Source organism: Streptomyces sp. NPDC046977 (genome assembly GCF_040644455.1).
Lineage (GTDB): Bacteria > Actinomycetota > Actinomycetes > Streptomycetales > Streptomycetaceae > Actinacidiphila.
This window is the reverse complement of record NZ_JBEYWO010000004.1, coordinates 134,869-158,270: the sequence shown is the minus strand read 5'-3', so window position 1 is coordinate 158,270 and position 23,402 is coordinate 134,869. Positions and strand designations below refer to the sequence as shown.

Here is a 23,402-nt window from a genome sequence, read left to right as displayed (position 1 = left end):
ACGCGCGGGGCCCCGGTGCCGGGACGACCTCACCGGCACCGGGGCCCCACCGCGCACGTCAGGCACGGCGCGGGACTACCACCAGAAGACGACGTACCCGTTGCCGCCGCTGGTGGCGGGCGCGGAGGCGACACTGCCGTTCCCGCCCCGGCCCGCCCCCGGCGGTGCGGGCTCGACGATGCCGTCGACCGCGGGGCCGCCCAGGCCGGTGTCGGTGTCGCCCTGCCGGCCACCGGCGCCCGTCCGGACCTCACCGGTGGCGCCGGCCGAACACGAACCGACGCCGCCCGGCAGGCCGTTGGGCCCGGTTCCGCCCTGGCCGCCGGTGGCTGTCGCCGTCCCGCCGCCCACGGCGACCACGCTGGTGACCCCGCCGTCGGCTCCATCGCCGCCGACACCACCGGCGCCGCCCGGGGCGACCGCCACGTTCACCTGCCCGCCGGGAACGACCGGCAGGACGCACCAGGCGAAGCCGCCGGCCCCGCCGCCTCCGCCGCCCCCGCTGACCGGTACCCCGCTCCCGCCGCCGCCGGCACCCCACACCTGGACGAAGACCCGGGTCAGCCCGCTGGGCACGATGAGCTGAAAGACACCGGGCTCGGCGAAGGCCCGCAGGTCGTGCGGAACGCCGGCACCGGGAGGCCCCGGAGGACCAGGGGGACCGGGAGGACCGGGGGGACCCGGCCGGCCCGGACGGACCGGGCAGTAATGGGGCAGGTACGGGATGCCGGAGCACGGATGGGCGGCACCGCCCTGGGAGCCGGATCGCGGGACCGCGGCGTGGCCGGCGTTCATGCCTTCCGCGTACGCCGCTCCCGTCACTCCTGCGGACGCCAAGGCCACGCTCACGGCCACAGCTCCCACCCGTACGCAGCCTCGGCGTCGCCGCGGGGACGCCGAAGGCGTTGCTATTCGGGACAACACGTCACCTCCAGAAAGGGGCTCACGACCTGCGGCGGGGCGCCGCTTCGGGGACCTGTCACGGACCGGGGCGAGCCTCAGCCACCATCACCCTGCGCGAGGGGGCGCGCACATCCGGTGGCCGGTACGGGTGATCGCCGACGACGCGGGGCCCGCGGCGCGGGTCCCCCGTTCGGCCCAGGCGGCGGGTGCCCCGTGATCGGCGCATCGGACGGGGGCGGCTCCGCCGTCGCCGGGTGCGCGGGCCCGTGCGAACCACCCGCGCGCGCTCATCGCCAGGTCACCGCCCGCGCCGCCCGCGTCCACCGAATCCCTCCCCACATCACCTCCCGGAACAGTGACGGACACCGCGCACCCGGCACCGCTCCAGGTCCGGGGCCGCCCCCCTCCCGGCCGTCACCGTCCGCGACGCACCGGGTCCGGAGCACGGCACCGGGCCCGCGCGTGTCAGCCGGACGGCCGACAGCGACGGGCGGCACATGGACCACCCGGGGGATCCGCGGGCCTATGACGGTATGTCACAAGAAGCGGTTTTCATCCCGTAATGGTTTGCTGCCCATGGCGGCGGACCGGCCCTGACCCACGTCCGCTCCGCCGTCGCGATTTCCCTCTCCCACACATCTCCCAAGGAGGAGTTTGATGTCGGTCTACACCCCCCAGCAGTTCGGGCAGCAGCAGCCGTACGCCCAGCAGTTCGGCCAGCAGTCCTGGGGCCAGCAGCAGCCGTGGGCGGCGCAGCAGGGTCTGGGCCAGCAGGCCTGGGGCCAGCAGCACGGCGCGTTCCAGCAGTACGGCCAGTACGGCAACGGGCAGCAGGGTCAGCAGCAGCTGCCGCTCCTGGTGACGGAGGTGGCGCTGCGTTCCGCCGCCACCGCCGTGTCCGCGGTCGTCGAGCAGATGCGCATCGACCCGCAGATCGCGATGGGTATCCAGGCCCAGGGCCAGATCCCCCCGCACGCCTGGAGCGCCGTCGTGACCGAGTGCGCCCGCCGGGTCGCCCCCGTCGTGCACGCCGTTCTCGCGCAGAACTGCCAGGGCCAGCAGTACGGCCAGTACGGCCAGTTCGGTCAGGGCAACCAGGCCGTGTACGGCCAGCACCACTTCGGCCAGCCGCAGTACGGCTACGCGCAGATGTCCCCCATGGGCATCTGATCGGCTTCCCGGCCGGGCGGGAACACCTCGGTGTTCCCGCCCGGCCGGGGCCGTCACCACGGCCGTGCGCGTCCGGCACCGGAACACGCGCGGCCGGTTGTTGAGGGTGGACATGCAGGAACGACCAGGGTGAAGGCGGAGTGATGAGCGAGCAGCACGGCAACGGCGCCGCGGCGAAGGGGACCGGCGGCTCGAGGAACGGTGGCCGCAAAACGGGCCCCGCGCCCGAGACCGGCGGCCCGCGGGAGCCGCAGACCAGCGGGCAGAGCAGCGCCCGGCAGGAGCAGGACCAGGACCAGAGCCGGGGTACCGGGCAGCCGTTCCGGCAGACCCCCGGACGTGACAGCACGCGGCAGACCCGCAGCGGCTGGGGGCGCTACCTCGTCGCGCCGAAGCCCGTCGCCTGGCTGCCCGGCGGCGTGCCGCCGATCGAGGCGTCCGCCCTGTTCGAGCTGCTGGAGGAGGACCCGGACGTCGAGCCGCTGCGCCAGGTCCGGCCCTCGCGGGCCCGCGGGCTCGGGGCCATCGCCGGCCCGCTGCCGATGTGTCCCGCGGTCGCGGTCGTCGCGATGCCCCACGAGCGGGCCCAGGCGCTGGCCGCCAACCCGCAGATCGTGGTGGAGGCCGACCAGCCGCTGTCGTACCCGTCCGCCCCGGCCCCCGCGGCGCTCGCGGCACCGGCCTCCGACCCGTCGGTCGGCGTCACCCTGGGCGAGCCCCAGCAGCTGACCGTGCGCGTCACGGGCAGCGACGGCCAGTCCGTCGGCGGCGCCGAGGTGTGGGCCACGGGCATGACCATGACCTCGTACGCGGTCACCGGGGCCGACGGCCGCGCGCGTCTGACGCTGCCCGCCGACACCCCCGCCACGCTGCGCTCCCTGTTCGTCCGCCCGGCCGGCGGCTACTGGCCGATCCGCACCGGACGTCCGCAACTGCTGGAGGACGCCGCGCAGTCCACGGAGCTGGCGGTCGAGGTCGTGGCACTGTCGGACACCTTCGAGGGCTTCCCCGACCAGCCGCTGGTCGGCTGGGGCACCCAGGCGATGCGCCTGCACCAGATCCCGCCGACGTACCGCGGGCACGGCATCCGCATCGCCCTGCTGGACTCCGGTGTCGACGCCGACCACCCCGACCTGAAGGACACCGTCTGGCACGGTGCCGACTTCACCCCCGGGGCCGAGGACGGCGGATGGCAGGCCGACGCGACCGGGCACGGCACCCGCTGCGCCGGAGTCGTGGCCGCCGCCGACAACCGCTCCGGCATGACGGGCATCGCGGCCGACGCCGAACTCCACGCCCTCAAGCTCTTCCCGGGCGGCCGGGTCAGCGACCTCCTCGACGCGATCGACCGCTGCGTCACCCACGACATCGACCTGGCCCAGATCAACCTGTCCTACGGCCAGCCCTCCCAGCTCGTGGCGTGGAAGCTGCTGGACGCGCACGCGGCCGGCATCGCCGTCATCGCGCCCGCGGGCGACACCAACGCGGCGATCTCGCCGCTGGCGGCGCTGCCCACCGTGCTCGCGGTCGGCGCGCTGGCGCACACCGGCACCTACCCGCCCGGCAGCCCGGTGGCCGCGGTCCAGCCGCCGTGGCCCGGCCCGTTCGCGGCGCCCTTCACGCCGGTCGGGCCCGGGGTCGACCTGATCGCCCCCGGCGCGGCGATCGTCACCACGGTGCCCGGCAACGGGTACTCCGTCGCCGACGGGACCGCGCTGGCCGCAGCGCACCTGACCGGTCTGGCCGCGCTGCTGCTCGCCCACCACGACCAGCTGCGCAGCTCCCCGCACCCCCGGACCGCCGAGCGCGCCGACCACCTCATGGCGCTGCTCCGCACGGCCAGCCGGCCCGTGCCGGGCGCCGACGCGCTGCGGCAGGGCGCCGGCCTCCCCGACGCGCCGATCGCCCTCGGCCTGCCGACGGTGCCCCCGGTGTACGACGGGCAGGAGTACATGCCGTCAGGTCCGGCGTCGCAGAACTGACACCGGCCGGCAGCGCCGGGGCGAGGCGCGTGCCCTCCGCCCCGGCGCTGTGCATTTCACGTCAACGGCCCTTCCCCATCGACTCGTTGACGGAATACCCATTGGGCATGTGCCCAGGTCAGGTGTACGAACGGACGGTGCGGGCAAGGTCAGGGGATGCCTGCACGTGAAGCTGTCGCCGCGCTGCTCAAGCGCGGCAGGGACCCCGTCGTCACGCTGACGCTGCGCGCCACCGTGGCGGCGACCATCTCCTATGTCATCGCGCTCCGGATCAGCACGGAGGCGGCACCGCTCACCGCGCCCCTCACCGCGCTGCTCGTCGTCCAGGTCACGCTCTACTCGACGCTCACCACCGGGATCCGGCGCGTCAACTCCGTGGTGGTGGGGGTGCTGCTGGCCGTCGGTTTCAGCGCGCTGGTGGGCCTGACCTGGTGGAGCCTCGGCCTCGTCGTCCTGGCGGCGCTGGTGGTCGGCCAGTTCGTCCGGGTCGACGAGTTCGTCAACGAGGTGGCGATCAGCGCCATGCTGGTCCTCGGGGTGTCCCAACTGGCGCACCAGGCATGGGACCGGGTGCTGGAGACGCTGATCGGGGCGGGCGTGGGCCTGCTGCTCAACTTCCTCTTCGCCCCGCCGGTGTGGGTCGGCACCGCGGGCGAGTCCATCGAGGACCTGGCCCGCCGCATGCGGCACCTCCTGCTGCGCGTCTCGGAGGAACTGGACGTGCCGACCGCCGTCGAGCACGCCGAGGCCCGGCTGCACGAGGCACGCCGGCTGGACCAGGACGTCTCCGAGGTCGACGTGGCCCTGCGCCGGGCCGAGGACAGCCTGCGCCTCAACCCGCGGGTCAAGGAGGGGCTGCTGTCCCGGGTGGTGCTGCGGACCGGTCTGGACACCCTGGAGATCTGCGTGGTCGTGCTGCGCGTCCTGACCCGGTCGCTGACCGACCTGGCCAGACGGCGCGGCGGGAACGAGCCGCTCTTCGCCCGCGACGTGGCGGTGGGCATGGAGCAGCTCTTCGCCCACCTCGGCGGCGCCCTGGTGAGTTTCGCCGTCCTGGTCACCACCCAGGTGAGCCGCAACGCCGAGGAGGCCGAGGACCGGCTGGCGGCCGAACTCGGCGCCGCCCGCGCGAGCCGTGACAACGTCGCCCAACTGCTGCTGGACCGGGTGCGCGAGCATCCGCACTCCTGGCAGTTGCACGGCGCCGTCCTGGCGGAGGTCGACCGCATCCTGGACGAACTCGCTCCCGAACACCGCGCCCAGCGCCTGATGGAGGAGCTGGACCGGGCCGCACGCGCCCGCCGGGAGCGGTTCGCCGCACTCACCCGCGTCCGCGACGCCCTCCGGGGCGGGCCGGGGACCCCGCGGCCGGCCCCGCGCGGGGAGGGCCTGGTCCTGCGCCGGTTGCAGCGCGGGGTGTGGCCGCGCGAATGAGGCGCACGGCCGTCCGCCGTGGCCCGCGCGGGCCTCGGCGGACGGCCGTGCGACAGGTGGCGGCGGGGCGCACCTTATAAATTGGACGGGTGGGCCTGCCAGGCACGGACAACGGCCGGATGACGGTGCCGGCGGCGGACATCGACTACGAGGCGCTGTTCGCGGCGACGCCGAGCCCGAATCTGGTCCTGGATCCGCATCTCGTCATCGTCGCCGTCAACCAGGCCTACCTGGAGGCGACCGGGCGGACCCGCGACGACCTGCTCGGCCAGTACCTCTTCGACGCGTTCCCCGACAACCCCGCCGATCCCCAGGCGGACGGGGTGCGGAATCTCAATGCCTCGCTGGAACGCGTCCTGGCCTTCCGCACGTCCGACACCATGGCCCCGCAGAAGTACGACATCCCGGTGGTGTCACGGCCCGGCGCGTTCGAGGAGCGCTGGTGGAGCCCGATCAACACCCCGGTCCTCGCCCCGGACGGCAGCGTGTCCTGGATCATCCACCGGGTGGAGGACGTGACCGCGTTCGTGCAGGCCCGCCGCCACCGCCACCACCCGGAGGGCGGGCGGCTGAGCGCGCGCGAGCAGGTGATGGAGGCCGAGCTGTACGCGCGCGCCCGCGAACTGCAACTGCTCAACGAGGAGCTGCGGCAGGCGCACGCCCGGGAACGCCAGGTCGCGCTGACCCTCCAGGACGCGATGCTGCACTCCCCCGACCTCGCCCAGCACGGCGATGTCGCCGTGCGGTACCTGCCGGCCGCGGGCTCGCTGAACGTGTGCGGTGACTGGTACGACGTGGTCGACCTGCCCGGCGACCGCTTCGCCGTCGCGGTGGGGGACGTCGTCGGCCACGGGCTGCAGGCCGCGAGCGTCATGGGCATGCTGCGCAGCGCCCTGAGCGCGGCCATGCGCACCGTCCCCGAACCGGCGCAGGCCCTGGAGATCCTCGGGCAGTACGCCCGCAGCGTGGAGGGCGCCCTGGCCACCACCTCGGTGAGCGTGCTCATCGTCCGGGCGAGCCGGGAGATCAGGTACAGCAGCGCCGGGCATCCGCCGCCCGTCCTGCTGCGGGCCGACGGGGACTGCGTCCTGCTGGACCGGGCCACCGACCCGCCGCTCGGGGCCGGGCCCGCGCATGCGCCACGGCCGCAGGCGAGCGTGACGTACGCGCCCGGCGACGTGCTCGTGCTCTACACCGACGGCCTCATCGAACGCCGCGGGGAGGACATCGACGTCGGCCTGGCCCGCCTCACCGGCGCGCTCGCCGAGGAGGCCCACCTCGGCGCGGAACCCCTCGCCGACACCGTCCTGCACCGCCTCGGCCTCAGCCACGGGGGTGCCGACGACATCGCCCTGGTCACCGTGCGGCTGTGAGCCGCGAGGTCGCGGGGGATCCGGCATTTGCCTTCAAGCGCTTGAGGTCTGTGACGCTGTCCGCATGAAAACTTTCGGCATACAGGACGCGTCCCGGCGCAGCGGGCTGAGCGAGCCGACGCTGCGCTACTACGAGGACGTCGGGCTGCTCGGCCCGATCGACCGCGACGACCGGAACGGCCACCGGCGCTACCGTCCCCAGGACCTCGACGTGCTGGAGGCGCTGGCCTGCCTGCGCGCGGTCGGCGTGGGCATCGAGGACATGCGCGCCTACCAGGCCAATCGGGCGCGCGGGCGCGCGGGGGCCGGTGACCAGCGCGACCTGCTGCTCCGCCACGCCGAGCGCATCGAGGCGGAGATCGCCGCCCAGCACGCACGGCTCGGTTACGTGCGGGAGAAGGCCGCGCTGTGGGAGGCGCGGGAGCGCGGCGACAGCGCCGCGGAGGCCGAGGCGACCCGGCGTGTGGTGGACGCGGCCGGCCGCCTGGGGGTGCCGCGATGAACCCGGTCCTGGTCACGGGCGGGTCCGGCTACCTGGGCACGCACCTCGTCGCGGCACTGCTGCGGGCCGGACGCCCCGTACGGGCCGCGGTGCGTTCCATGGACCGCGAGCCCGAGCTGCGTGCGGCCGTGCGCCGGGGCGGGGCGGACGACGCGGGCCTGGAGATCGTCGCCGTGGACCTGACGGCCGACGACGGCTGGAAGGCCGCCGTCGCGGGCTGCGAGGAGATCCACCACGTCGCCTCGCCCTTCCCCGTCGTCCAACCGGAGAACCCCGACGACCTGATCGTCCCCGCCCGGGACGGCGCGCTGCGGCTCCTGCGTGCCGCACGGGACGCCGGCGCCCGGCGCGTCGTTTTGACCTCGTCGTTCGCGGCGATCGGCTACACCCCCAAACCGGGGTCCGAGTTCACCGAGGACGACTGGACCGATCCCGGCACGCCGGGCCTCGCCCCCTATCCGCGCTCGAAGGCGATCGCCGAACGTGCCGCGTGGGACCTCATGGAACGCGACGGCGGCGACACCGAACTCACCGTGGTGAACCCGACGTTCATCCTCGGGCCCACGCTCACGACCGATCTGCGCTCCTCGATGCAGCTGATCATGGCGATGCTCGACGGAACGATGGGCATCGCACCCCGCGCACGCTTCGGCGTCGTCGACGTACGCGACGTGGCCGACCTGCACCTCCGGGCGATGGCGGCCCCCGAGGCCGCGGGCAAGCGGTTCCTGGCCGTCTCCGACGGCCCGACCACGAGCTTCGTCGAAGTGGCCGCCGTCCTGCGCCGCCGGCTCGGCGCGCCGGCCGCCCGCGTGCCCACCCAGGAGGCACCGGGGGACGATCTCCCCCGCCCGGTCATCCGCAACGACCGCGCCCGCGAGGAACTCGGCTGGCGCCCGCGCCCCTCCGACACGACGATCGCTGATTCCGCCGAGAGCCTGCGCGCCCTCGGCCTCTGGACACCGCCGGCCGACAGCCCCTGACACGGTGCGGCCCCTGGCCGACACACCGTGCGGGCCGACCGCCGGATGACGTGCAGGCGGTGGGCAGGTGAAGGGTGGCTGGATCCGCGGCACGCAGGGATCTTTCTGCGGGGGGATCTTTCGGGGCGTAGCGCGAGCAACGGCCGAGGTCGGGATAAAAGATCGTTGACGCGGCAATGCCGCGGCCGTTGTGATGTTCGGACGCAATGGGGTGACTGGGGAGGGAACGTCCATGGGCGGAGAGCACACGGGGACCGGGGATTCCGGGGCGGCTCGGGAGACTGCCGGGGTCGCGGTCAAGGCCGGTTCCGAGGCCGCGGCGCCGGCCGCCGCCCTGGGAGGGACCGCCCAGGCCGTCACCGGGGCCCAGCAGCAGGTTCCCTGGGTGCCGCAGCCCATCGGGGCCCCGGAGCCTCAGCGCCCCAAGTCCCGCCGTGTGCTCTTCCTCGCCCTCGGCCTGGTGGTCGGCTTCGGCGTCGGCGCCTTCACCGACGCCGGTCCCTGGGCCGATGACGCCGTCTCCGCCCATTTGCCCTGGGCCTCGACGTACCACCTGGTGCCCCGTGCGGAGTTCCGCGGCATGGCGCAGATGGCCGAGGACGATCCGGAGATCGTGCAGGCCCTGGACAACTGGAACGACGACACCGGCGCGATGAAGCAGCTCATCGAGTCCATCCCGGACGTCACGCCGGTCGTGACCGGCTACCGCGACGCGGAGCAGCAGCGCGACGTGTCCTTCCTCGGCTTCGAGGCACGCGAGGACATCGGCCTCGACCCCGACGAGGTTCTCGACACCGCGTTCGGCGAGGAAGAACGCAAGCAGAGCGAGACCGAGCTGGCCGCGATGGCCGGCGGCAAGACGAAGGTGAAGGTCACGTACGGCACGCGGCGGCAGGTCGACAGCGATGTCTTCGACGGCCGCATGCACTGTGCGCTGGTCACCGTGACCGCCAAGGGCACCGCACGGCTCGGTTTCTGCGTGTGGGCCGACCGGAGCACCATCGGCACCGTCACCTCGACGGGGCGCAACGGGCAGATCGACCTCGACTCCCTCGCCGCGGACGCGCGGGCGCTGCGACTGGCCACCGAAGTCCCGCGCTGACGGCGGCCGCCTCCGGCACCGGCACCGGAGGCAGTCCGGCACCGCCGCGTCCGGTCACATGGCGGCGGTGCGGCGCGCGTAGGCGCGTGCCGCGCGGGCGCGGTCGCCGCAGCGGGTGGAACACCACTGGCGGCGGCCGTAGCGAAGCAGGTAGCGGTTGCACGGAGCGGAACCGCACGCGGTGAGGCGGTCCACGTCGGGACCCGTGAGCAGGTCCGAGGCGTCAGCGGCCAGGACGGCCAGGGCGTGGTCCACGATCGCGGTGGTGGGGTGCGGGGTGGCGCGGTAGGGCCCGGTCTCGTCGTCCCACTGCAGCAACGGCACCGTGGGGATCCGGGTCATGGCGTCGTTGACGGCGCCGACCGCGGCGGGGAGGGCGGGCAGCCCTTCGGTCCAGGAGGCGAACAGCGACCTGACCTGTTCGCGCAGCGAGCGCAACTGCGTCGCGCACATCTCCCGCATGCCGGCGTCGACCGGCGCGAGACCACGTTCCGCGAGCCACTGGTTCGCCTGCGCGGGAGTCCCCAGAAGATCGACCATGTGCCCGCCGGGCAGCGCGATCGCGCTGTTGGCGAGGGCGAGAGCGAGATGCTCCGCCTCGCCCTGTGCGGGCGGCAGGCCGGACGGTTCGATCAAGGACTCCTTCACGTGTCTCATGGTACGGCTTGCTTGCATCCGTGAGAGACGGTTACCGTGTTATCACGGTTAAAGCGTGCCCATCCGTGAGGTGCTCCATGTCTTCCCTTTCCGCAGCGACCAACCCCTTCCCCGTCCGCGTCTTCGGCGGCCCGACCGCCCTCTTCGAGTACGGCGGCCTGCGCTTCCTCGTCGACCCGACCTTCGACGCCCCGGGCGACTACCCCCGCCCCGGCGGCCGGTTCCTGACGAAGACCGCCCCCGCCGGCGGGGCCCCAGCCGATCTCGGCCCCGTCGACGTGGTCCTGCTCTCGCACGACCAGCACCCCGACAACCTCGACACCTCGGGCCGGGCCCTGCTCGCCGACGTCCCCCTCACCCTCACCACCCCCGGTGGCGGACAGCGCCTGAAGGAGCGGGCCAAGGGCCTGGCCGACTGGGAATCCATCGAGCTGAACCGGCCCGACGGCGGCACGGTCACCGTGACCGGCGTCCCCGCCGTCCACGGACCCGGCCCGCGCGAGAAGGTCGAGCCGGTCCTCGGGCAGGTCGTCGGCTTCGTCCTGACCGGGGAGGGCCTGCCGGCCGTCTACGTGAGCGGCGACAACGCGTCCCTCGACGCGGTCAAGGAGATCGCCGAGCGCTTCGCCCCCGTCGACACGGCCCTCCTCTTCGCCGGCGCCCCCCGCTTCCCCGAACTCTTCGACAACCAGGCGATCGTCCTGGACAGCACCCAGGCCGCCGAGGCCGCCGGACTTCTCGCCGCCCGCCGCGTGGTCCCCGTCCACTACGACAGCTGGGCCCACTTCACGGAAGGCCGCGACGAACTGACGGCGGCCTTCGCCGCCGCCGGGCTGGCCGACCGCCTGGACTGGGGTCGGCGGGACTGACGCCGCGGTCCGGCGGGCCCCCAACGCGTGGGCGTCCGCGGCCCGTTCCCGCGAACGACAGACCCCCGCCCTTCCCATGCGGAAGGACGGGGGTCTGCTCCTCGGGCGGCGCCGTCAGGCCCCTCGGGGCACCTCGGCCTCAGCCACTGCCGCGTCCCCGGCCTCGGCCTCGGCCTCCCAGCGCAGCAGGTCGCCGGGCTGGCATTCCAGGACCTCACAAAGGGAGGCGAGCGTGGCGAAACGCACCGCCTTGGCGCGGCCGTTCTTGAGGACCGCCAGGTTGGCCGGCGTGATCCCCACGCGCTCGGCCAGCTCGCCCACGGACATCTTCCGCCTGGCCAGCATCACGTCGACGTCGACGACGATCGGCATCAGATCACCTCGTCCAACTCGGCCCGCATCTGCGACGCTTCGACGTCGCGCGCGACGGCCTGGGCGAGCAGCGTCCGCATGACGAGCACGAGGAGTGCGACCCCCAGGATGGCCACTCCGATCCCGCCCATGATGAGCGTGACGCCCGGATCCTCCCGCTGGCCCGGCGCATTGATGATCGTGATCGCGAACCACACGAGGGAGGCCGCCACGATCGCGCCGATCACGATGTCCACGTACCGGAAGGCGGCGTGGGAGAAGACGGTTCCGCGGCGCACCATCGTCACCAGCCGCCAGACGCAGACCAGGGCCACCTGGGCGGCGATCATGCCCAGGATCGTGACCACGCGGAATGCGGTCAGTGGGAGCGTCCCGTCCTCCGGGTCGCTCCCGCTGATCAACACCCACACCAGCAGGGCCTGTACGAACACAGTGCCGGTGAGCACCAGCACGAGCACGGTGCGCAGCGCGGCCACTGTCAGCTTTCCCATGACTCACCCTTCAATCGAGTTACGATGGGAATCTATCGAATATCGATAGGTGAGGCAAGTGGCGCTGTGGCGGGCCGGCCGACCCCCGCAGCAGGGACGGGGAAGGATGCCCCCGTACGCTCCGCACATGGCTGTATCGCTGCGTATCCCGGAGTATTCGGACGGCCGCCCGCTGGCGGCAGGCGAGGACCTCACGCGAGAACCCGCCTTCTGGCTCGCTCACCTCATCCTGACCATGGGCGATCCGGGCGACGATCCCGAACGCTACGGGGTGGACCCAGCCGCCTACGAGGAGATGGTGGAGCGCCTCGGCGACAGCGGATCGCCCTGGCCTGCCCTACGGGTGCCCTTCGCCGGCGGGCACACGGCCTACGTGGTGTACGCCAACGACGAGGACATGAGCGACGTGGCCTTCTTCGTCCGCCACCCCGAGTGGGGACGGCTCGGCCACCTCGGCCAATGCGGCGCCGAGGGAGCCGGCCCCGGACTTTCCTGGTCCGAGCTGGTCGCGGTTGCCGCATCCCCGCTCCACGGCGGCGAAGGCGTGACCGACCCCTCCCAGCGACTTCTGCTGCTGCTTCCCATGCTCGGCGACGCCGACACGCCCGACGAGGCCCGCGACGCCGTGGCGCGTGCGCTGTCGCGCTGCGGCATACCGTCCGACGCGGCCGCGGAATTGACCGAAGCGCTCATGGGCGAGGACACGTTCGACGACGAGCCCGGCTGGCGCGTGACCGATTCCGGCCCGGTGGCGATCTGTTCCTCGCCCTACAGCCCCCGCCGGATCCCGCTCGCCCTCGGCATCACGCCGGACCAGGCCGAGGCCTTGGCCGACGCCCTCAGCGGCGGGAACGGGCCCAACCGGGCTGCCGCCACGGAAACGGGTCAGTCGTCGCGGTCGTTCAGTCCGAGTTGAACCACACCAGCACCCCCGGGCCGTCCGGCGTGATCACCGGCACCCAGGCCTCGTCCGCTTCACGGATCCGGCTCTCGTCCAGCCGGAGGGAATGCGGCTCCTCCACGGAACCGTCGCATGCCCAGTAGACGACAGCCCCGACGATCTCGCCGAGCCTGTCCCGCTCGCCATCCGGCCATGCGTGGTTCCAGGTGCCGGCACCGCGGAAGTCCGTCTCGAACAGCTCGCGCAGCGCGGCCAGTTCATCGGGGCCGAACATCGGCACCAGGAAGCCCTCGACCCGTCCCTGCCGACACGCGGTTCCGCCGTACTGCTGCTGGTAGACGACCCCCGTCTTCGCCTCGACCACCACATACAGCCAGCCGCCGGCACTCATGCCGTCAGGATCGAGGGAGACGAAGCGCCGAAAAGTCATGACCCCAGTCTTCCGAGCCGTGAGCCACGATCTCAACGAGATTCAAGGCCGGGACCCGTACCGCACTCAGAGCTGCGGGAACGGCGACAACGCGTCTATCACCCACAGCAGTTCACGTGCGGGCGCCGCCTCCTCGGGACGCAGGGACGAGGCGAGGCCTTCGACGACTGACCGGCCGAGCAACACCGCCGCCCTGGCAGCCGCCTCCCAACCGCATTGCTCCTGGTAGATCGCCGCAGCGGCAGCAGAGTGCCATTGCTCCGTTCGGCAGATGCTCTTGAGCAGATCCAACAACTCGGACTTGCATGGCGTGTGCGGGGCTCCGGCGAGTTCGAGGATGAACGGCACGGTCGGGGAGGTGGCCTGACCCACGACGAAGCCCATCGCGCAGACCACATCGCCCAGTGCGTCGACGGCGAGACGAGCCGCCTGCTCATCGCCGTACGCGATCCGCGACAACAGCGGCGGGATGCCCCCGGCCGGATCCTGTTGCGCGTCACGCATCTCCCCCCAAGGGATCTTCGAGACACCCTTCAAGAGACCTCCCACTGCCACCCCCTCAAAGCAACGCGCCGGAGCGCGCAGCGCCCGCATGTGGAACCTCCTGCACGCTGCATGGTCCCATCGACACCCCGGAGCGAGCGTTCCCCGAGCCACGTCTGTAATTCGTGATGATCCGTGAGGCAAGGTGGGGGCATGACGACGTACGAGACCATGCCGTTCCACCTCGAGACCGAGCGGCTGATACTGCGGCCGTGGGCCGAGTCGGACGCCGCCGAGTTCTGCGCACTCCTCTCCGAACGCGGCAAGGGGACCCCCACGGTTGAACACATCCGGACGTCCATCGCGGGGCTGCTCACTGCGACGGCGACCACGGGGATCGCCCTGTTGCCCATCCAGCGCCGCGACGAAGGCGACTTCATCGGCTACTGCGGGCTGATCATCGGCCGTTCCACCCTAGAGGAGCCTGAGATCGCATATGAGCTGTTCCGGCGCGCGCATGGGCGGGGCTACGCCACCGAGGCGGCCCGCGCGGTGCTCGATGCCGCTGTCGCGACCGGGCGGAAACGGCTCTGGTCGACTGTCGGTACATGGAACACACCATCGCTCCGTGTCCTGGAGAAGCTCGGGTTCGAGCGGGATCACGTTTCCACGGAAGACAACGGTGAGGTGGTCTGGCTCACACGCTCGTTGCCGTGACGCGTGAGCACGCTCCCGATGCTTGATGCTCCGCATGATCGAGTGTTCGGTCCGCGAGAAACGCGGTATCGCTGCAGGTGGCCGGGCACTTAGCCTGTGGCGCATGCATCAGCCACGAAGGCGCGACCGGCGCCCGGCTCGTCGCGCGCCATCCAGGCCGGCCCAGCGCCGGCCGTTCCGCCTCACGGTCGTGGGCGTTGATGTTGTCCTGGTCGGCTACTTCTCCGCCAAGCAGAAGGACTTCGAAACGCTGATGGCCTCGGCAGCAACAGAACTGGCAGCACGCGGGGCTCGGGTCATCGTGCAGATCGTGCAACGACGAGGCGTCTCGGATGGCGGGGTCCGGAAGATGAGCCGGCCCTACTCCTCGCGGACTCTGCTGAGCCACGGCAAAGTCCGTGAGGTAGCTCAGGCCTGCGACCAGGCCAAAGCCGACGTGGTGATCTTCATCGGCACCTTGACCGAGCGACAGCGGCGTACGCTGACGGACCTGCTCGGCCGCCCCGCGGTGAGTCTCGCCGACATCCTCGCCACCCACTGACTGCGCACGCGAAGCGGCCTTTTGAAACAGGCCCTGGCTAAAGAGCTGTCCCGTAACTGCCAGGAGGGGTAAGAGCCGAGCTCAGACTCCCTCGTGGTCTGCTGCTGTGGCCCAGCGACGGATGTGCGGGTCGGGATGGACCCGGGCGGATGCGAGTGTACTTTCGAGTAGTTCGTGCAGGTATGGCGGGTATGCCGCGCGGGAGGTGGGCAGATCCAGCAGGACACGGTGGCGCATCGGCAGGTCGGTGGCTTCGGCGAACACCCGCAGGGATGCCTCCAGCCAGGCGGCCTTGATGTCCTGTGACTCGTCCAGCGCGGGATCACGTACCCCGCCGGGTGCGTACGCCGGAGACCGGTCTGCACGCAAGGGCACGTGGGTGCTATACCAGGCCCGCACGGCACCAGCTCGCTCGGCATCCGTGCCGACGCGCAGGTAGTCGACCAATGCCGCCATCACACGGCGGCGTCCGAATGCGTAGACCGCTGGCTCGACGAACCAGCGGCAGAAGCTGGGATCCGGGTCGTACACGGCCGCCGCCATCAGCGGGGCGAACCACTTTTCGGGCAGACTTGCACGTTCGAGCAGGGGCTTACGCACCGCATGGGCGAGGTGGCGGGCATGCCGGTCCTTCGGCTCCATGGCGACGTCTCCGATGTCCAGCAGCCGGGCCATCTCTGTCACGCATGTCTGGAATGAACGCGGTTCTATGCCGCTCTGCTCGTCTTCGACCACAGCAGCATTCTGGACTGCCCGGATCGGCAGGCACAGGCCCGATGAGCGTTGGGCGACCAGATCGGCGTCAACCTCCAGCATCGCGGCGAGGACTTCGCGCTCGCCGATCTTAGGGTTGGCCAGCGCCCACATGATCGGCATCCCGGTCGGGGTGCACACCAGGTAAAGGCGCAGGCCCCAGAAGAACCGGGAGTGGGAGGCACAGCATCCGTAGCTGGCCCAGCCCGCCAGGTTGGAGCGCTGCACGGTCGGGCGCGACATGCCGCACGGAACTGGTGTGGAGTCGGTGATCCAGTGGTTGTCGAACCAGAAGTCGCTGTCCATCGCCAGTTCCCGGATCAAGCGTTTGACCAGCCCGAGAGCCGAGCGGAGCCGCTTGTTGTAGCCCGCACGCTGGGGCAGGTACGGGAACATGCCCGACAGGTGCTTGTTCGCGTAGCGCAGCCAGCGGGACTCGGGATGGAAGCCCAGAAGGGCCTGAGCCACGGCCAGACACACGAGTTCGGAATCGCTCAGCAACGGGGGCCGGCCAAGGCTTCGCGTTCCCCCGATTTCATCGTCGATCTTGACATAAAGTGCGGTGACGAGGGTGTGTCCAGATCAGCGTGCACGTGGCCTCCAGGTCATCGTTGCTCAACAGCGCCGATCCTGGACACCCTCACTGTGTCTTGGTGGGGAATCGTGAAGGAGACGGGCATGAACGATCGGCCGGGGTACTGGGATCCGCTCCCGGCTGTGCGCGCGTCAGCGGGGACGACTCTGCCTTGGGAGGGGAAGGTCACTGTCCTTGCTCAGGCAGAGACCTACCTGACGGGCCGCTGGGCCGAGCGGAACTGGCGCAATGTGCCAGGACCGTTGTTTGGAGCGGAGACGGATACCTGCGAGATAGGTCCCGAGGTCGCAGCCCGGCACGTCCTGTGCGACGAGACCGGCCAAGAGTTCGTCTTTCGGCAGCCCCGGAGTCCTGCCGAGGTCAACAGCGTGCTCTTCGCGGCTTGGAACGATCCCTGCCGCGGATACGGCATGGACGGGGACCAGTGGTGGACTACGCAATCCGTTCGGACCTGGTGGCAAGAACGCGCACGGCTCCGGGAGTGGGCCGAGCGCTTCGCCACCGGCCCATCCAGCTCCCACCACTTCCAAGACGGGTTGGCCAACCTGCTGTCCTACCTCGACGGTGACCTCCAGGCCCACCTCCGCAACTATCTCTTCTGGTTGGAAGAGGGACGCCCCCCAGGCAGCTCCGAGGCTCTGCCCAAGCTGTAGACCTCGCAGGCATTCGGAAACACTCGTTTTAGGCCTTGACGATCGCTCCGACCGCAGCTGCCACGTCTCGAGATCCCCCGGCGAGTCCGGCAATCTTCGCAACGGCCTCACCCACCCATTGGGGGTCCCCGAGTCTTGCCGCACGGCCGCATTCCACTGTTTGCTTGAGGAACTCATCCACCTTGCGGATCTCCCTCCTGTCGTACCTCCTGGGGGCATGTGTGAAATACGCGACCCAATCCTCGTACGGGTGGCGCAGCGTGGCGGCGACGAAGGCCTCCCCGCCCCCGAGCCTGGAGATTCCCGCCAGGGCCGCCGAGAAGTCCGTGAACTTGGCCAATGCCTTTGAGTTTCCCAGTCGGCCGGGTTGTGCCGAGAGGTGGAGATTCATGAGCCGCCTCCAGAGGATGACCTGCACCTCGACCCCCTCGACCCAGTAACCGAACCCCTGGTCACGGAGCTTCAGATATTTCCCCTTGCGCGCCGCCGAATCGCCGATGATCCACTCGTCTGCGACGAGTTCCAGAGGACCCAACGTCAGAGCGTTCATCGACCGCCGATCCCTTGCACAGCGACACCCCCGTCGCACGATATCCCGAATTGTACGGGCTTTCGGCACCTGTCCCTTCCGCGAGCGACCCGGGGAGTTCCCGCCTTTCAGACGACGAGGCGGACGACGAGACCGGTCGGGTCCCGCCCAAAGCCCCTCCCCACGTGCGCGATAATGTTCCCGCGTGACTGCCTCGTTCATGCTGATCCCCGGCTTTTGTTTCGTACTCCTGGGCGCCTTGGCCTTGAACGGCCGGGGAAACGCGGCGTACGCGGGAATTCCCATGGTCGCCTGGGGTTGGGTGGCGATGGGTGGTGGCTTCGTCTTGGACGGTGGGCCGACACTCCTCGGGTTCTCGTTCGGAACGAGGGCGACGCTTGCCGGCGTGGGCCTGGTGGTCATCGTGCTCGGTGGGGTGCTTGTGATCTGGGGCAGATCGAGGGCCCGCCGCATCGAGCAAGGCAGCTGAGGCAGGCGTCCGACAGCTGGGCCGCCTGATCGCCTGAGCGAACCCAGGCCGGCGGGCTCCTGAAGCACGCACTTCCCGAAGGACCGGCCGATTCGGGAGACAACACCGAGTCCCTACCAGTGCGTTGACCTACCGGGCTCGAGTGAGGAACATACGCCCGTGATCAGAAACAGTCCCGCAATGGCAGTCTGCCGTCATGTCGGTTGAGCGATGGCACGAGGGGCGTCCGCTGCTGCACACGCGCCCGCTGCCTGCGCGTCTGCGCAACTACCTCCTCGCCGTGCCGTGCTTCGCCGTGCTGGCAGTCCCGGAGCACTGGTGGGGGGATGGATCGTGGTCGTGGGTCATCCGGACTCAAACCGGCATGCTCACAGCGCTTGTGTGCTACGTCGAGGTCCGCGCCTGGCGACTCCGTCGGGCCCTTCGTATGCCCGACGGGGTGGGCAAGCAGTAGCCGTGAGTGCCCGGGCAACGGACCGGCAGCGCGTGGCCGCGGCACACGCGCCGCGGGTCAGATCCAGGAGTCGAGCCACATGCGGGCGTGCCAGGAGGAGTAGGGGATCGTCTGCCCGGTGTAGATCGGGAAGAAGTAGATGAAGTCTCGTCCTGCGGCCAAGACGTCGCACTAACCAGGGTGACTGTCATGTTCGAGGACGACGCGAGCCCCCATGGGCCGTCTCGGGGCCGTGATCAAGGTTGGCGTGACGTGCCGTCGCTCAACCGCTGCCATGGCGGGTTCCCAGTGCGCTCAGCCCAAGCCGCCAGGTGGTGCTTGTCGATGAGCACGATGTTCTGCATCGATGCGTACCTAATTGCTGGCCCGGTGAACACGCTGGTAGTCACGACAACGGCAATGTCGGCGCGATGAACACTGAAGCAAGTGCCACCGAAGCGTTGAAGATCTTGAGACCCGACCTTGCTGCTGGCTCCGTAGCGCTTGCATTGAACGACCAGCCGGCGTCCATCAGGCGTAGTGGCCGTCACGTCGGCGCCGAGGTCACCTGGCCCCCCAACGACGGCGGCATCCTTGCAACCACCCCTCGCGCATAGTCGAGCGATCGCCTCTTCGAACTCTTGGGCGCTCATTCTGTCGTAGGAGATGGGGTTTGCCGGATCGAGCTCGAACTTCCCATCTGAAGAGGCGGGGCCGCGGCGCCTTTCTCGCCTGGGCCAGATACCCCGGGCGAGGGCGAACACGCAGAGACCTACAGCCAGCAGGGTCAAAAGGAACTGTGTAGCCCCTCGCGCAACATCACCTTGCCGCAAGAGGATGATGCCGTTTGCGCCGGACATCAGTAGCAAGACGCTGAAGCAGCCACCAGCGCAGCCGCGACGCTCAGCCGGTGACAGGCTTCGTGAACTTGCCATACGCCCCCCTATACTTCCTGCAGAGTCATCTTGGCATCAGCAACGTGTGGCTGTAAGTGCCTTGGCATACAGGCTGTCGACCGCCTTTCGGGTGCGCCCCTCGCTGCTCGGCATCAGATGCGTGTACACCCGCAGCGTGAACCCGGGATCGCTGTGTCCCAGATAGGTGCTCAGAGCCCGGACATTCTCTCCGGCGTCCAGCAGCACAGAGGCGTAAAAGTGCCTCAAGGCATGCATCCCATGCTCGCGCGCCGAGGCGTGGCGTTGACCCGGCTGCGGCATGGGAATGAGGCCGGCGGCCACAAGTGCAGGCTTCCAGAGATGATCGTCGAAGTAGCTCGCTCGCACGCTGTCTCCAGTGCGTCCCGTGAAGATGAGCTTCCCCGTGACCAGAGACCCATCCGGCGTCTGCCAGGGCAGGGTGATCTCAACCGGAGGAAAGTCCACCACGTGCTTACGCAGCGCGTCTGCCACGCTGCCGGGCAGCGGAACATCAGGGTCTGCCGCACGATCGGGTGACATCTGAACTGGCTTGCCCTGTGGGGCGGGTGGGAAGGATGTCGTTGTGCCCAAGCCTTATCCCGAAGAGTTCCGCCAGGACGTCGTGCGGGTCGCGAGGAACCGTGGCCCGGGGGTGACGGTCGAGCAGGTGGCCACCGACTTCGGAGTCCACCCGATGACCTTGTGGAAGTGGATGCGCCGGGCGGACATCGACGACGGGGCAAAGCCCGGGGTGACCAGCCAGGAGAGCGCGGAACTGCGGGAAGCTCGTCGGCGGATCAAGCTGCTGGAGCAGGAGAACGAGGTCCTGCGCCGGGCCGCGGCCTATCTGTCGCAGGCGCATCTGCCGGGAAAAGGATCTACCCGCTCGTGAAGGAGCTGGCCGCGGGCGGGATGCCCGTCTCGGTTGCGTGCCGGGTGCTGAAGCTCGCCAGACAGCCCTATTACCGCTGGCTCGACAAGCCGGTGACCGACGCCGTGCTGGAGGAGGCTCATCGCGCGAACGCGCTGTTCGACGCCCACCGTGAGGATCCCGAGTTCGGCTACCGCTTCCTGGCCGACGAAGCCCGCAGCTCGGGGGCCGCGATGGCCGACCGGACCGCATGGCGGATCTGCCGGGACAACCACTGGTGGAGCGTGTTCGGCAAGAAGCGCGGAAGGATCAAGAAGGCCGGCCTGCCGGTCCACGACGACCTGGTCCGCCGCAACTTCGCCGCCGACGGGCCGAACCGGCTCTGGCTTGCCGACATCACTGAACACGCCACAGGTGAGGGCAAGTTGTACCTCTGCGCGATCCGCCATCGTGCTGACGGACAACCTCACCATCATGCGCAACGGAACGGAATCCGGAACCCTGCGCACCCACCCGCAGCACGCGATCAACCTAAGCTGCGTCGCCAAGCACCGCAGCCGATGGCGCCAGTAACCCGATGCGGTACAGCAGCGAAATTCCGCAACTACAATAACCGTCCATGGACATAGACACCTGTACACGGCCCGTAAACAGCCGCTATAACCGCAACTGACAGCTCTCGTTCGGTTACGAGTCAGTTGGTGCATGTCGTCTGAGCGCCACGCCAACGGTCAGGACGGACGGAACATGGAAGGTTGTGAGGGACGTCCCGAAGCATCTGCTGGGCCTGGGCGGCCTCGTATCCTACGTGTAGCGAAGTAGGAATCTCACCGTACCGACAGGGAGCTCAAGCGTGGTTGAAAGTGTCGTTGCATCTCTGTTGGTTGCAGCGATCATCGGGGGCTGCGTGGTTCTGCGGCGTTGGGTGAAGCGGGGTGATCCACTGGTCATCATTGGAGAGGTGCTGATCCCCAAGGCTTGGGAGCTCGCCTTGCCTTCAAACGAAGCCCTGCCGCAGCACGTGCCCTCCGACAAGCGCACGTATGTGCCGTTGTATCGGCTGCTTCGCCAACAAGGCGCCGCCGACTTCAAACGGACAACGGCCAAGCTTTTGGTCGAGAACCGCTCAGAGCAACCACTCACGATCACATCAATCAAGGTGCGCCGAAAGCTAGTCGGCGCCCCATACAGCGCGGTTTGGGTCAGGTACCCTCCGGCTGGCGCAGCAGGAGCGATTGTCTTGGACTTTCTGCTTGATGATGATCACCCTGAGGCGTGGAGCGCGACCTACGAGAACTCGATTGAGCAACTGGCTCGCACTGGCAGCCGTCCATATTTTGATGATCACGTCATCACGCTTACTCCGGGGGACTCTCAATCGCTGTTGATCACTGGCCGTGCCGAAGGCGTGCGATGCTCCTGGTGGTTGCAGATTGAAGTCGTCCAAGCGGGGAAGCGACGAGTAGTCGATGTGGTACCAGAAGGCGGCGTTTTCCTGACCTCCGGCACGCCAAACGGAGGGTTCGAACGCCAGCTGGAATGGAGCTGGTATGAGGGGCCGGATGCCAGCTTCGTCACACCGCCCTGGCCCATGTGACCGCATCCCGGTGACCAAATAGCTACTCGGGACGAAGGGGCCGGGCTATCGCAGCTCCTCCGACGGTCACGTCCGCTGGAGTGGTGTATCGACGGCCACTCGGTGATCTCTTTTGAGGCTATGCGGTGAGTGTGGTGGGCAGGGCGGTGTCGCGGGTTTCTGACTCGATCGGGTGGAGGCCGGCTTTGGTCAGCAGGTCGCGGCCCATGTAGCGGCGGGCCTCGGTCCACTCGTCGTTCTGCTCGGCCAGGACCGCGCCAACCAGGCGGATCACGGCGGTGCGGTCGGGGAAGATACCGACCACGTCGGTGCGGCGCCGGATTTCCTTGTTCAGTCGTTCCTGCGGGTTGTTGGACCAGATCTGCCGCCAGATCTCGCGGGGGAACCCGGTGAAGGCCAGCAGGTCGTACTGGGCGGCGTCCAGGTGTTCGGCGGCCTTGGGGAATTTCTTGTCAAGGGCGTCCAGGACCTGCTTCATCTGGGTGTGGACTGCGGTGGCGTCGGGCTGTTCGAAGACCGTCCGCAGCAGCGTGGCCACCCATGGCTGGGCCGATTTCGGGACCTGGGAGAGCAGGTTGCGGGCGTAGTGGGTGCGGCAGCGCTGCCAGGAGGCGCCGGGCAGGACGGCGCCGATGGCGTCGACGAGTCCGGTGTGGGCGTCGGAGACGACGAGTCGGACGCCGCTGAGGCCGCGGGCGATGAGCGAGCGCAGGAAGGCGAGCCAGCCGGCGCCGTCCTCGGCGGTGGCGACGTCCAGGCCGAGGATTTCGCGGTGTCCGTCGGCGTTGACGCCGACGGCGACCAGCGCGTGGACGTTGATGATGCGGCCGCCTTCGCGGACCTTCTGGGTCAGGGCGTCGACCCAGACGAAGGTGTAGGGGCCGGCGTCCAGGGGCCGGTTGCGGAACGCGGCCACCTGCTCGTCCAGGTGCTTGGACATGGAGCTGACCTGGGACTTGGACAGTTGCGTGACGCCGAGGGACTCGGCGAGTTTCTCGACCCGGCGGGTGGACACGCCCAGCAGGTAGGCGGTGGCCACCACCGAGATCAGGGCCTGCTCGGCCCTGCGGCGCCGTTCCAGCAGCCAGTGCGGGAAGTAACTGCCGCTGCGGAGCTTGGGGATGGCCAGCTCGACGGTTCCGGCCCTGGTATCCCACTCGCGCGGGCGATATCCGTTGCGGTGGTTGACGCGTTCGTCGCTGACCTGGCCGTATTCGGCGTTGCACAGGGCATCGGCCTCCGCGGACATGAGCGCGTCGGCAAACGTCTTGACCATCGCGCGGAGCAGATCGGGACTCGCCGCAGCGAGGTTCTCCTCGGTCAGGGCGTGCAAGGGCAGACTGTCTGGTGCGGTCATCGTGCTGATCTCCTTCGAGGCTTCGACACTTCGAAGATCAGCCGGTGGCCGTTTGTCTATGCGGGCACCAACCCGGACGCCGGAGCAAACCCCCACATCAGGTCCAACCCGCTACACCACTTCCAAGGACGCAACCACCACCCCTACCCGCTACCGTCCTCCCATGTCACAAAGTGGCTGCTATGGCCGAGTTGACCGATCCGGCTAGGAGCTGTCCGGTCGATCATGCCTCGGTAGGGTGCCGCTGTGTCGAAGACGAGCGTGAGCAACGAGACCGTCAGCATGTTGTGCCTCTGG

Annotated in this window: 24 protein-coding genes and 2 pseudogenes; 15 read left to right on the top strand and 11 right to left on the bottom strand. The window is 69.8% G+C overall.

The window, feature by feature from the left end:
* Positions 1-75: 75 nt before the first annotated feature.
* Positions 76-576 (bottom strand): hypothetical protein, encoded by a 501-nt coding sequence (locus ABZ883_RS08155; protein ID WP_360903419.1) that lies wholly within the window; start codon positions 574-576, stop codon positions 76-78.
* Positions 577-1,560: 984 nt separating this feature from the next.
* Here ABZ883_RS08155 and ABZ883_RS08150 point away from each other — a divergent pair.
* From ABZ883_RS08150 to ABZ883_RS08120, 7 genes are all read left to right on the top strand, one after another.
* Positions 1,561-2,073 (top strand): hypothetical protein, encoded by a 513-nt coding sequence (locus ABZ883_RS08150; RefSeq protein WP_360903416.1) that lies wholly within the window; start codon positions 1,561-1,563, stop codon positions 2,071-2,073.
* Positions 2,074-2,216: 143 nt separating this feature from the next.
* Entirely contained in the window at positions 2,217-4,055 is a 1,839-nt protein-coding gene (locus ABZ883_RS08145; protein ID WP_360903413.1) for a S8 family serine peptidase, read from the top strand.
* 156 nt (positions 4,056-4,211) lie between these two features.
* Positions 4,212-5,489 (top strand): aromatic acid exporter family protein, encoded by a 1,278-nt coding sequence (locus ABZ883_RS08140; RefSeq protein WP_360903410.1) that lies wholly within the window; start codon positions 4,212-4,214, stop codon positions 5,487-5,489.
* Between the two features lie 119 nt (positions 5,490-5,608).
* Positions 5,609-6,862 carry a SpoIIE family protein phosphatase gene (locus tag ABZ883_RS08135; protein WP_360904047.1) on the top strand — a complete coding sequence of 418 codons (1,254 nt, stop codon included), beginning with the start codon at positions 5,609-5,611 and terminating at the stop codon, positions 6,860-6,862.
* A 64-nt stretch (positions 6,863-6,926) separates the two neighbouring features.
* On the top strand, positions 6,927-7,364 hold the full coding sequence (locus ABZ883_RS08130) for a MerR family transcriptional regulator (RefSeq protein WP_360903407.1): 438 nt from the start codon (positions 6,927-6,929) through the stop codon (positions 7,362-7,364).
* Positions 7,361-8,347, top strand: coding sequence for an NAD-dependent epimerase/dehydratase family protein (locus ABZ883_RS08125; RefSeq protein WP_360903404.1), 987 nt, complete (start codon positions 7,361-7,363; stop codon positions 8,345-8,347). Before ABZ883_RS08130 ends, ABZ883_RS08125 begins: the two co-directional genes overlap by 4 nt.
* Before the next feature lie 232 nt (positions 8,348-8,579).
* Positions 8,580-9,449 (top strand): hypothetical protein, encoded by an 870-nt coding sequence (locus ABZ883_RS08120; RefSeq protein ID WP_360903401.1) that lies wholly within the window; start codon positions 8,580-8,582, stop codon positions 9,447-9,449.
* Positions 9,450-9,503: 54 nt separating this feature from the next.
* Here ABZ883_RS08120 and ABZ883_RS08115 read toward each other — a convergent pair whose 3' ends face one another.
* Positions 9,504-10,106: an ABATE domain-containing protein gene (locus tag ABZ883_RS08115; RefSeq protein WP_360903398.1), complete on the bottom strand. Its 603-nt coding sequence runs from the start codon at positions 10,104-10,106 to the stop codon at positions 9,504-9,506.
* Positions 10,107-10,183: 77 nt separating this feature from the next.
* Here ABZ883_RS08115 and ABZ883_RS08110 point away from each other — a divergent pair, with 77 nt between their 5' ends.
* Complete coding sequence (locus ABZ883_RS08110; protein WP_360903395.1) at positions 10,184-10,975, top strand: MBL fold metallo-hydrolase; 792 nt, start codon at positions 10,184-10,186, stop codon at positions 10,973-10,975.
* A gap of 114 nt (positions 10,976-11,089) precedes the next feature.
* Here the strand turns inward: ABZ883_RS08110 and ABZ883_RS08105 are convergent, their stop codons facing one another.
* Positions 11,090-11,347 carry a helix-turn-helix transcriptional regulator gene (locus ABZ883_RS08105; RefSeq protein ID WP_360903392.1) on the bottom strand — a complete coding sequence of 86 codons (258 nt, stop codon included), beginning with the start codon at positions 11,345-11,347 and terminating at the stop codon, positions 11,090-11,092.
* Positions 11,347-11,838, bottom strand: coding sequence for a DUF2975 domain-containing protein (locus tag ABZ883_RS08100; protein ID WP_360903389.1), 492 nt, complete (start codon positions 11,836-11,838; stop codon positions 11,347-11,349). The genes ABZ883_RS08105 and ABZ883_RS08100 overlap by 1 nt, the downstream gene beginning before the upstream one ends.
* A 127-nt stretch (positions 11,839-11,965) precedes the next feature.
* On the opposite strand from ABZ883_RS08100, the gene ABZ883_RS08095 reads away from it, so the two are divergent.
* On the top strand, positions 11,966-12,754 hold the full coding sequence (locus tag ABZ883_RS08095) for a hypothetical protein (RefSeq protein WP_360903386.1): 789 nt from the start codon (positions 11,966-11,968) through the stop codon (positions 12,752-12,754).
* On the opposite strand, the gene ABZ883_RS08090 is transcribed toward ABZ883_RS08095, so the two are convergent.
* Positions 12,741-13,169 carry a DUF6210 family protein gene (locus ABZ883_RS08090; protein WP_360903383.1) on the bottom strand — a complete coding sequence of 143 codons (429 nt, stop codon included), beginning with the start codon at positions 13,167-13,169 and terminating at the stop codon, positions 12,741-12,743. The two genes, ABZ883_RS08095 and ABZ883_RS08090, sit on opposite strands and share 14 nt — an antisense overlap.
* A gap of 66 nt (positions 13,170-13,235) precedes the next feature.
* Positions 13,236-13,763, bottom strand: coding sequence for a hypothetical protein (locus ABZ883_RS08085; protein WP_360903380.1), 528 nt, complete (start codon positions 13,761-13,763; stop codon positions 13,236-13,238).
* 102 nt (positions 13,764-13,865) lie between these two features.
* On the opposite strand from ABZ883_RS08085, the gene ABZ883_RS08080 reads away from it, so the two are divergent.
* Positions 13,866-14,369 (top strand): GNAT family N-acetyltransferase, encoded by a 504-nt coding sequence (locus ABZ883_RS08080; RefSeq protein WP_360903377.1) that lies wholly within the window; start codon positions 13,866-13,868, stop codon positions 14,367-14,369.
* 103 nt (positions 14,370-14,472) lie between these two features.
* A complete protein-coding gene (locus tag ABZ883_RS08075) occupies positions 14,473-14,910 on the top strand; it encodes a hypothetical protein (protein ID WP_360903374.1) in 438 nt (145 codons plus the stop codon).
* Between the two features lie 828 nt (positions 14,911-15,738).
* Here the strand turns inward: ABZ883_RS08075 and ABZ883_RS08070 are convergent.
* Together ABZ883_RS08070 and ABZ883_RS08065 are read right to left on the bottom strand one after the other, a co-directional pair.
* Positions 15,739-16,209, bottom strand: a pseudogene (locus tag ABZ883_RS08070) (IS982 family transposase); the annotation flags it as partial.
* A gap of 730 nt (positions 16,210-16,939) precedes the next feature.
* Positions 16,940-17,461 (bottom strand): hypothetical protein, encoded by a 522-nt coding sequence (locus ABZ883_RS08065; protein WP_360903371.1) that lies wholly within the window; start codon positions 17,459-17,461, stop codon positions 16,940-16,942.
* A gap of 184 nt (positions 17,462-17,645) precedes the next feature.
* Between ABZ883_RS08065 and ABZ883_RS08060 the strand changes: the two genes are divergently transcribed.
* Positions 17,646-17,930 (top strand): hypothetical protein, encoded by a 285-nt coding sequence (locus tag ABZ883_RS08060; RefSeq protein WP_360903368.1) that lies wholly within the window; start codon positions 17,646-17,648, stop codon positions 17,928-17,930.
* A 690-nt stretch (positions 17,931-18,620) separates the two neighbouring features.
* On the opposite strand, the gene ABZ883_RS08055 is transcribed toward ABZ883_RS08060, so the two are convergent.
* The gene (locus ABZ883_RS08055) at positions 18,621-19,016 is read right to left on the bottom strand and encodes a restriction endonuclease (RefSeq protein ID WP_360904044.1); all 396 of its coding nucleotides are present in this window, start codon (positions 19,014-19,016) and stop codon (positions 18,621-18,623) included.
* A 318-nt stretch (positions 19,017-19,334) separates the two neighbouring features.
* Positions 19,335-19,793, bottom strand: a pseudogene (locus ABZ883_RS08050) (tyrosine-type recombinase/integrase); the annotation flags it as partial.
* 70 nt (positions 19,794-19,863) lie between these two features.
* On the opposite strand from ABZ883_RS08050, the gene ABZ883_RS08045 reads away from it, so the two are divergent.
* The 3 genes from ABZ883_RS08045 to ABZ883_RS08035 all read left to right on the top strand — a co-directional run bounded on the left by ABZ883_RS08045 (position 19,864) and on the right by ABZ883_RS08035 (position 21,748).
* Positions 19,864-20,172, top strand: a complete 309-nt coding sequence (locus tag ABZ883_RS08045; RefSeq protein WP_360903365.1) for a transposase — start codon at positions 19,864-19,866, stop codon at positions 20,170-20,172.
* Positions 20,169-20,780, top strand: coding sequence for a hypothetical protein (locus ABZ883_RS08040; RefSeq protein WP_360904095.1), 612 nt, complete (start codon positions 20,169-20,171; stop codon positions 20,778-20,780). Before ABZ883_RS08045 ends, ABZ883_RS08040 begins: the two co-directional genes overlap by 4 nt.
* Before the next feature lie 224 nt (positions 20,781-21,004).
* Positions 21,005-21,748 (top strand): hypothetical protein, encoded by a 744-nt coding sequence (locus ABZ883_RS08035; RefSeq protein ID WP_360903362.1) that lies wholly within the window; start codon positions 21,005-21,007, stop codon positions 21,746-21,748.
* A 118-nt stretch (positions 21,749-21,866) separates the two neighbouring features.
* On the opposite strand, the gene ABZ883_RS08030 is transcribed toward ABZ883_RS08035, so the two are convergent.
* A complete protein-coding gene (locus ABZ883_RS08030; protein WP_360903359.1) occupies positions 21,867-23,105 on the bottom strand; it encodes an IS256 family transposase in 1,239 nt (412 codons plus the stop codon).
* Positions 23,106-23,402: the final 297 nt, after the last annotated feature.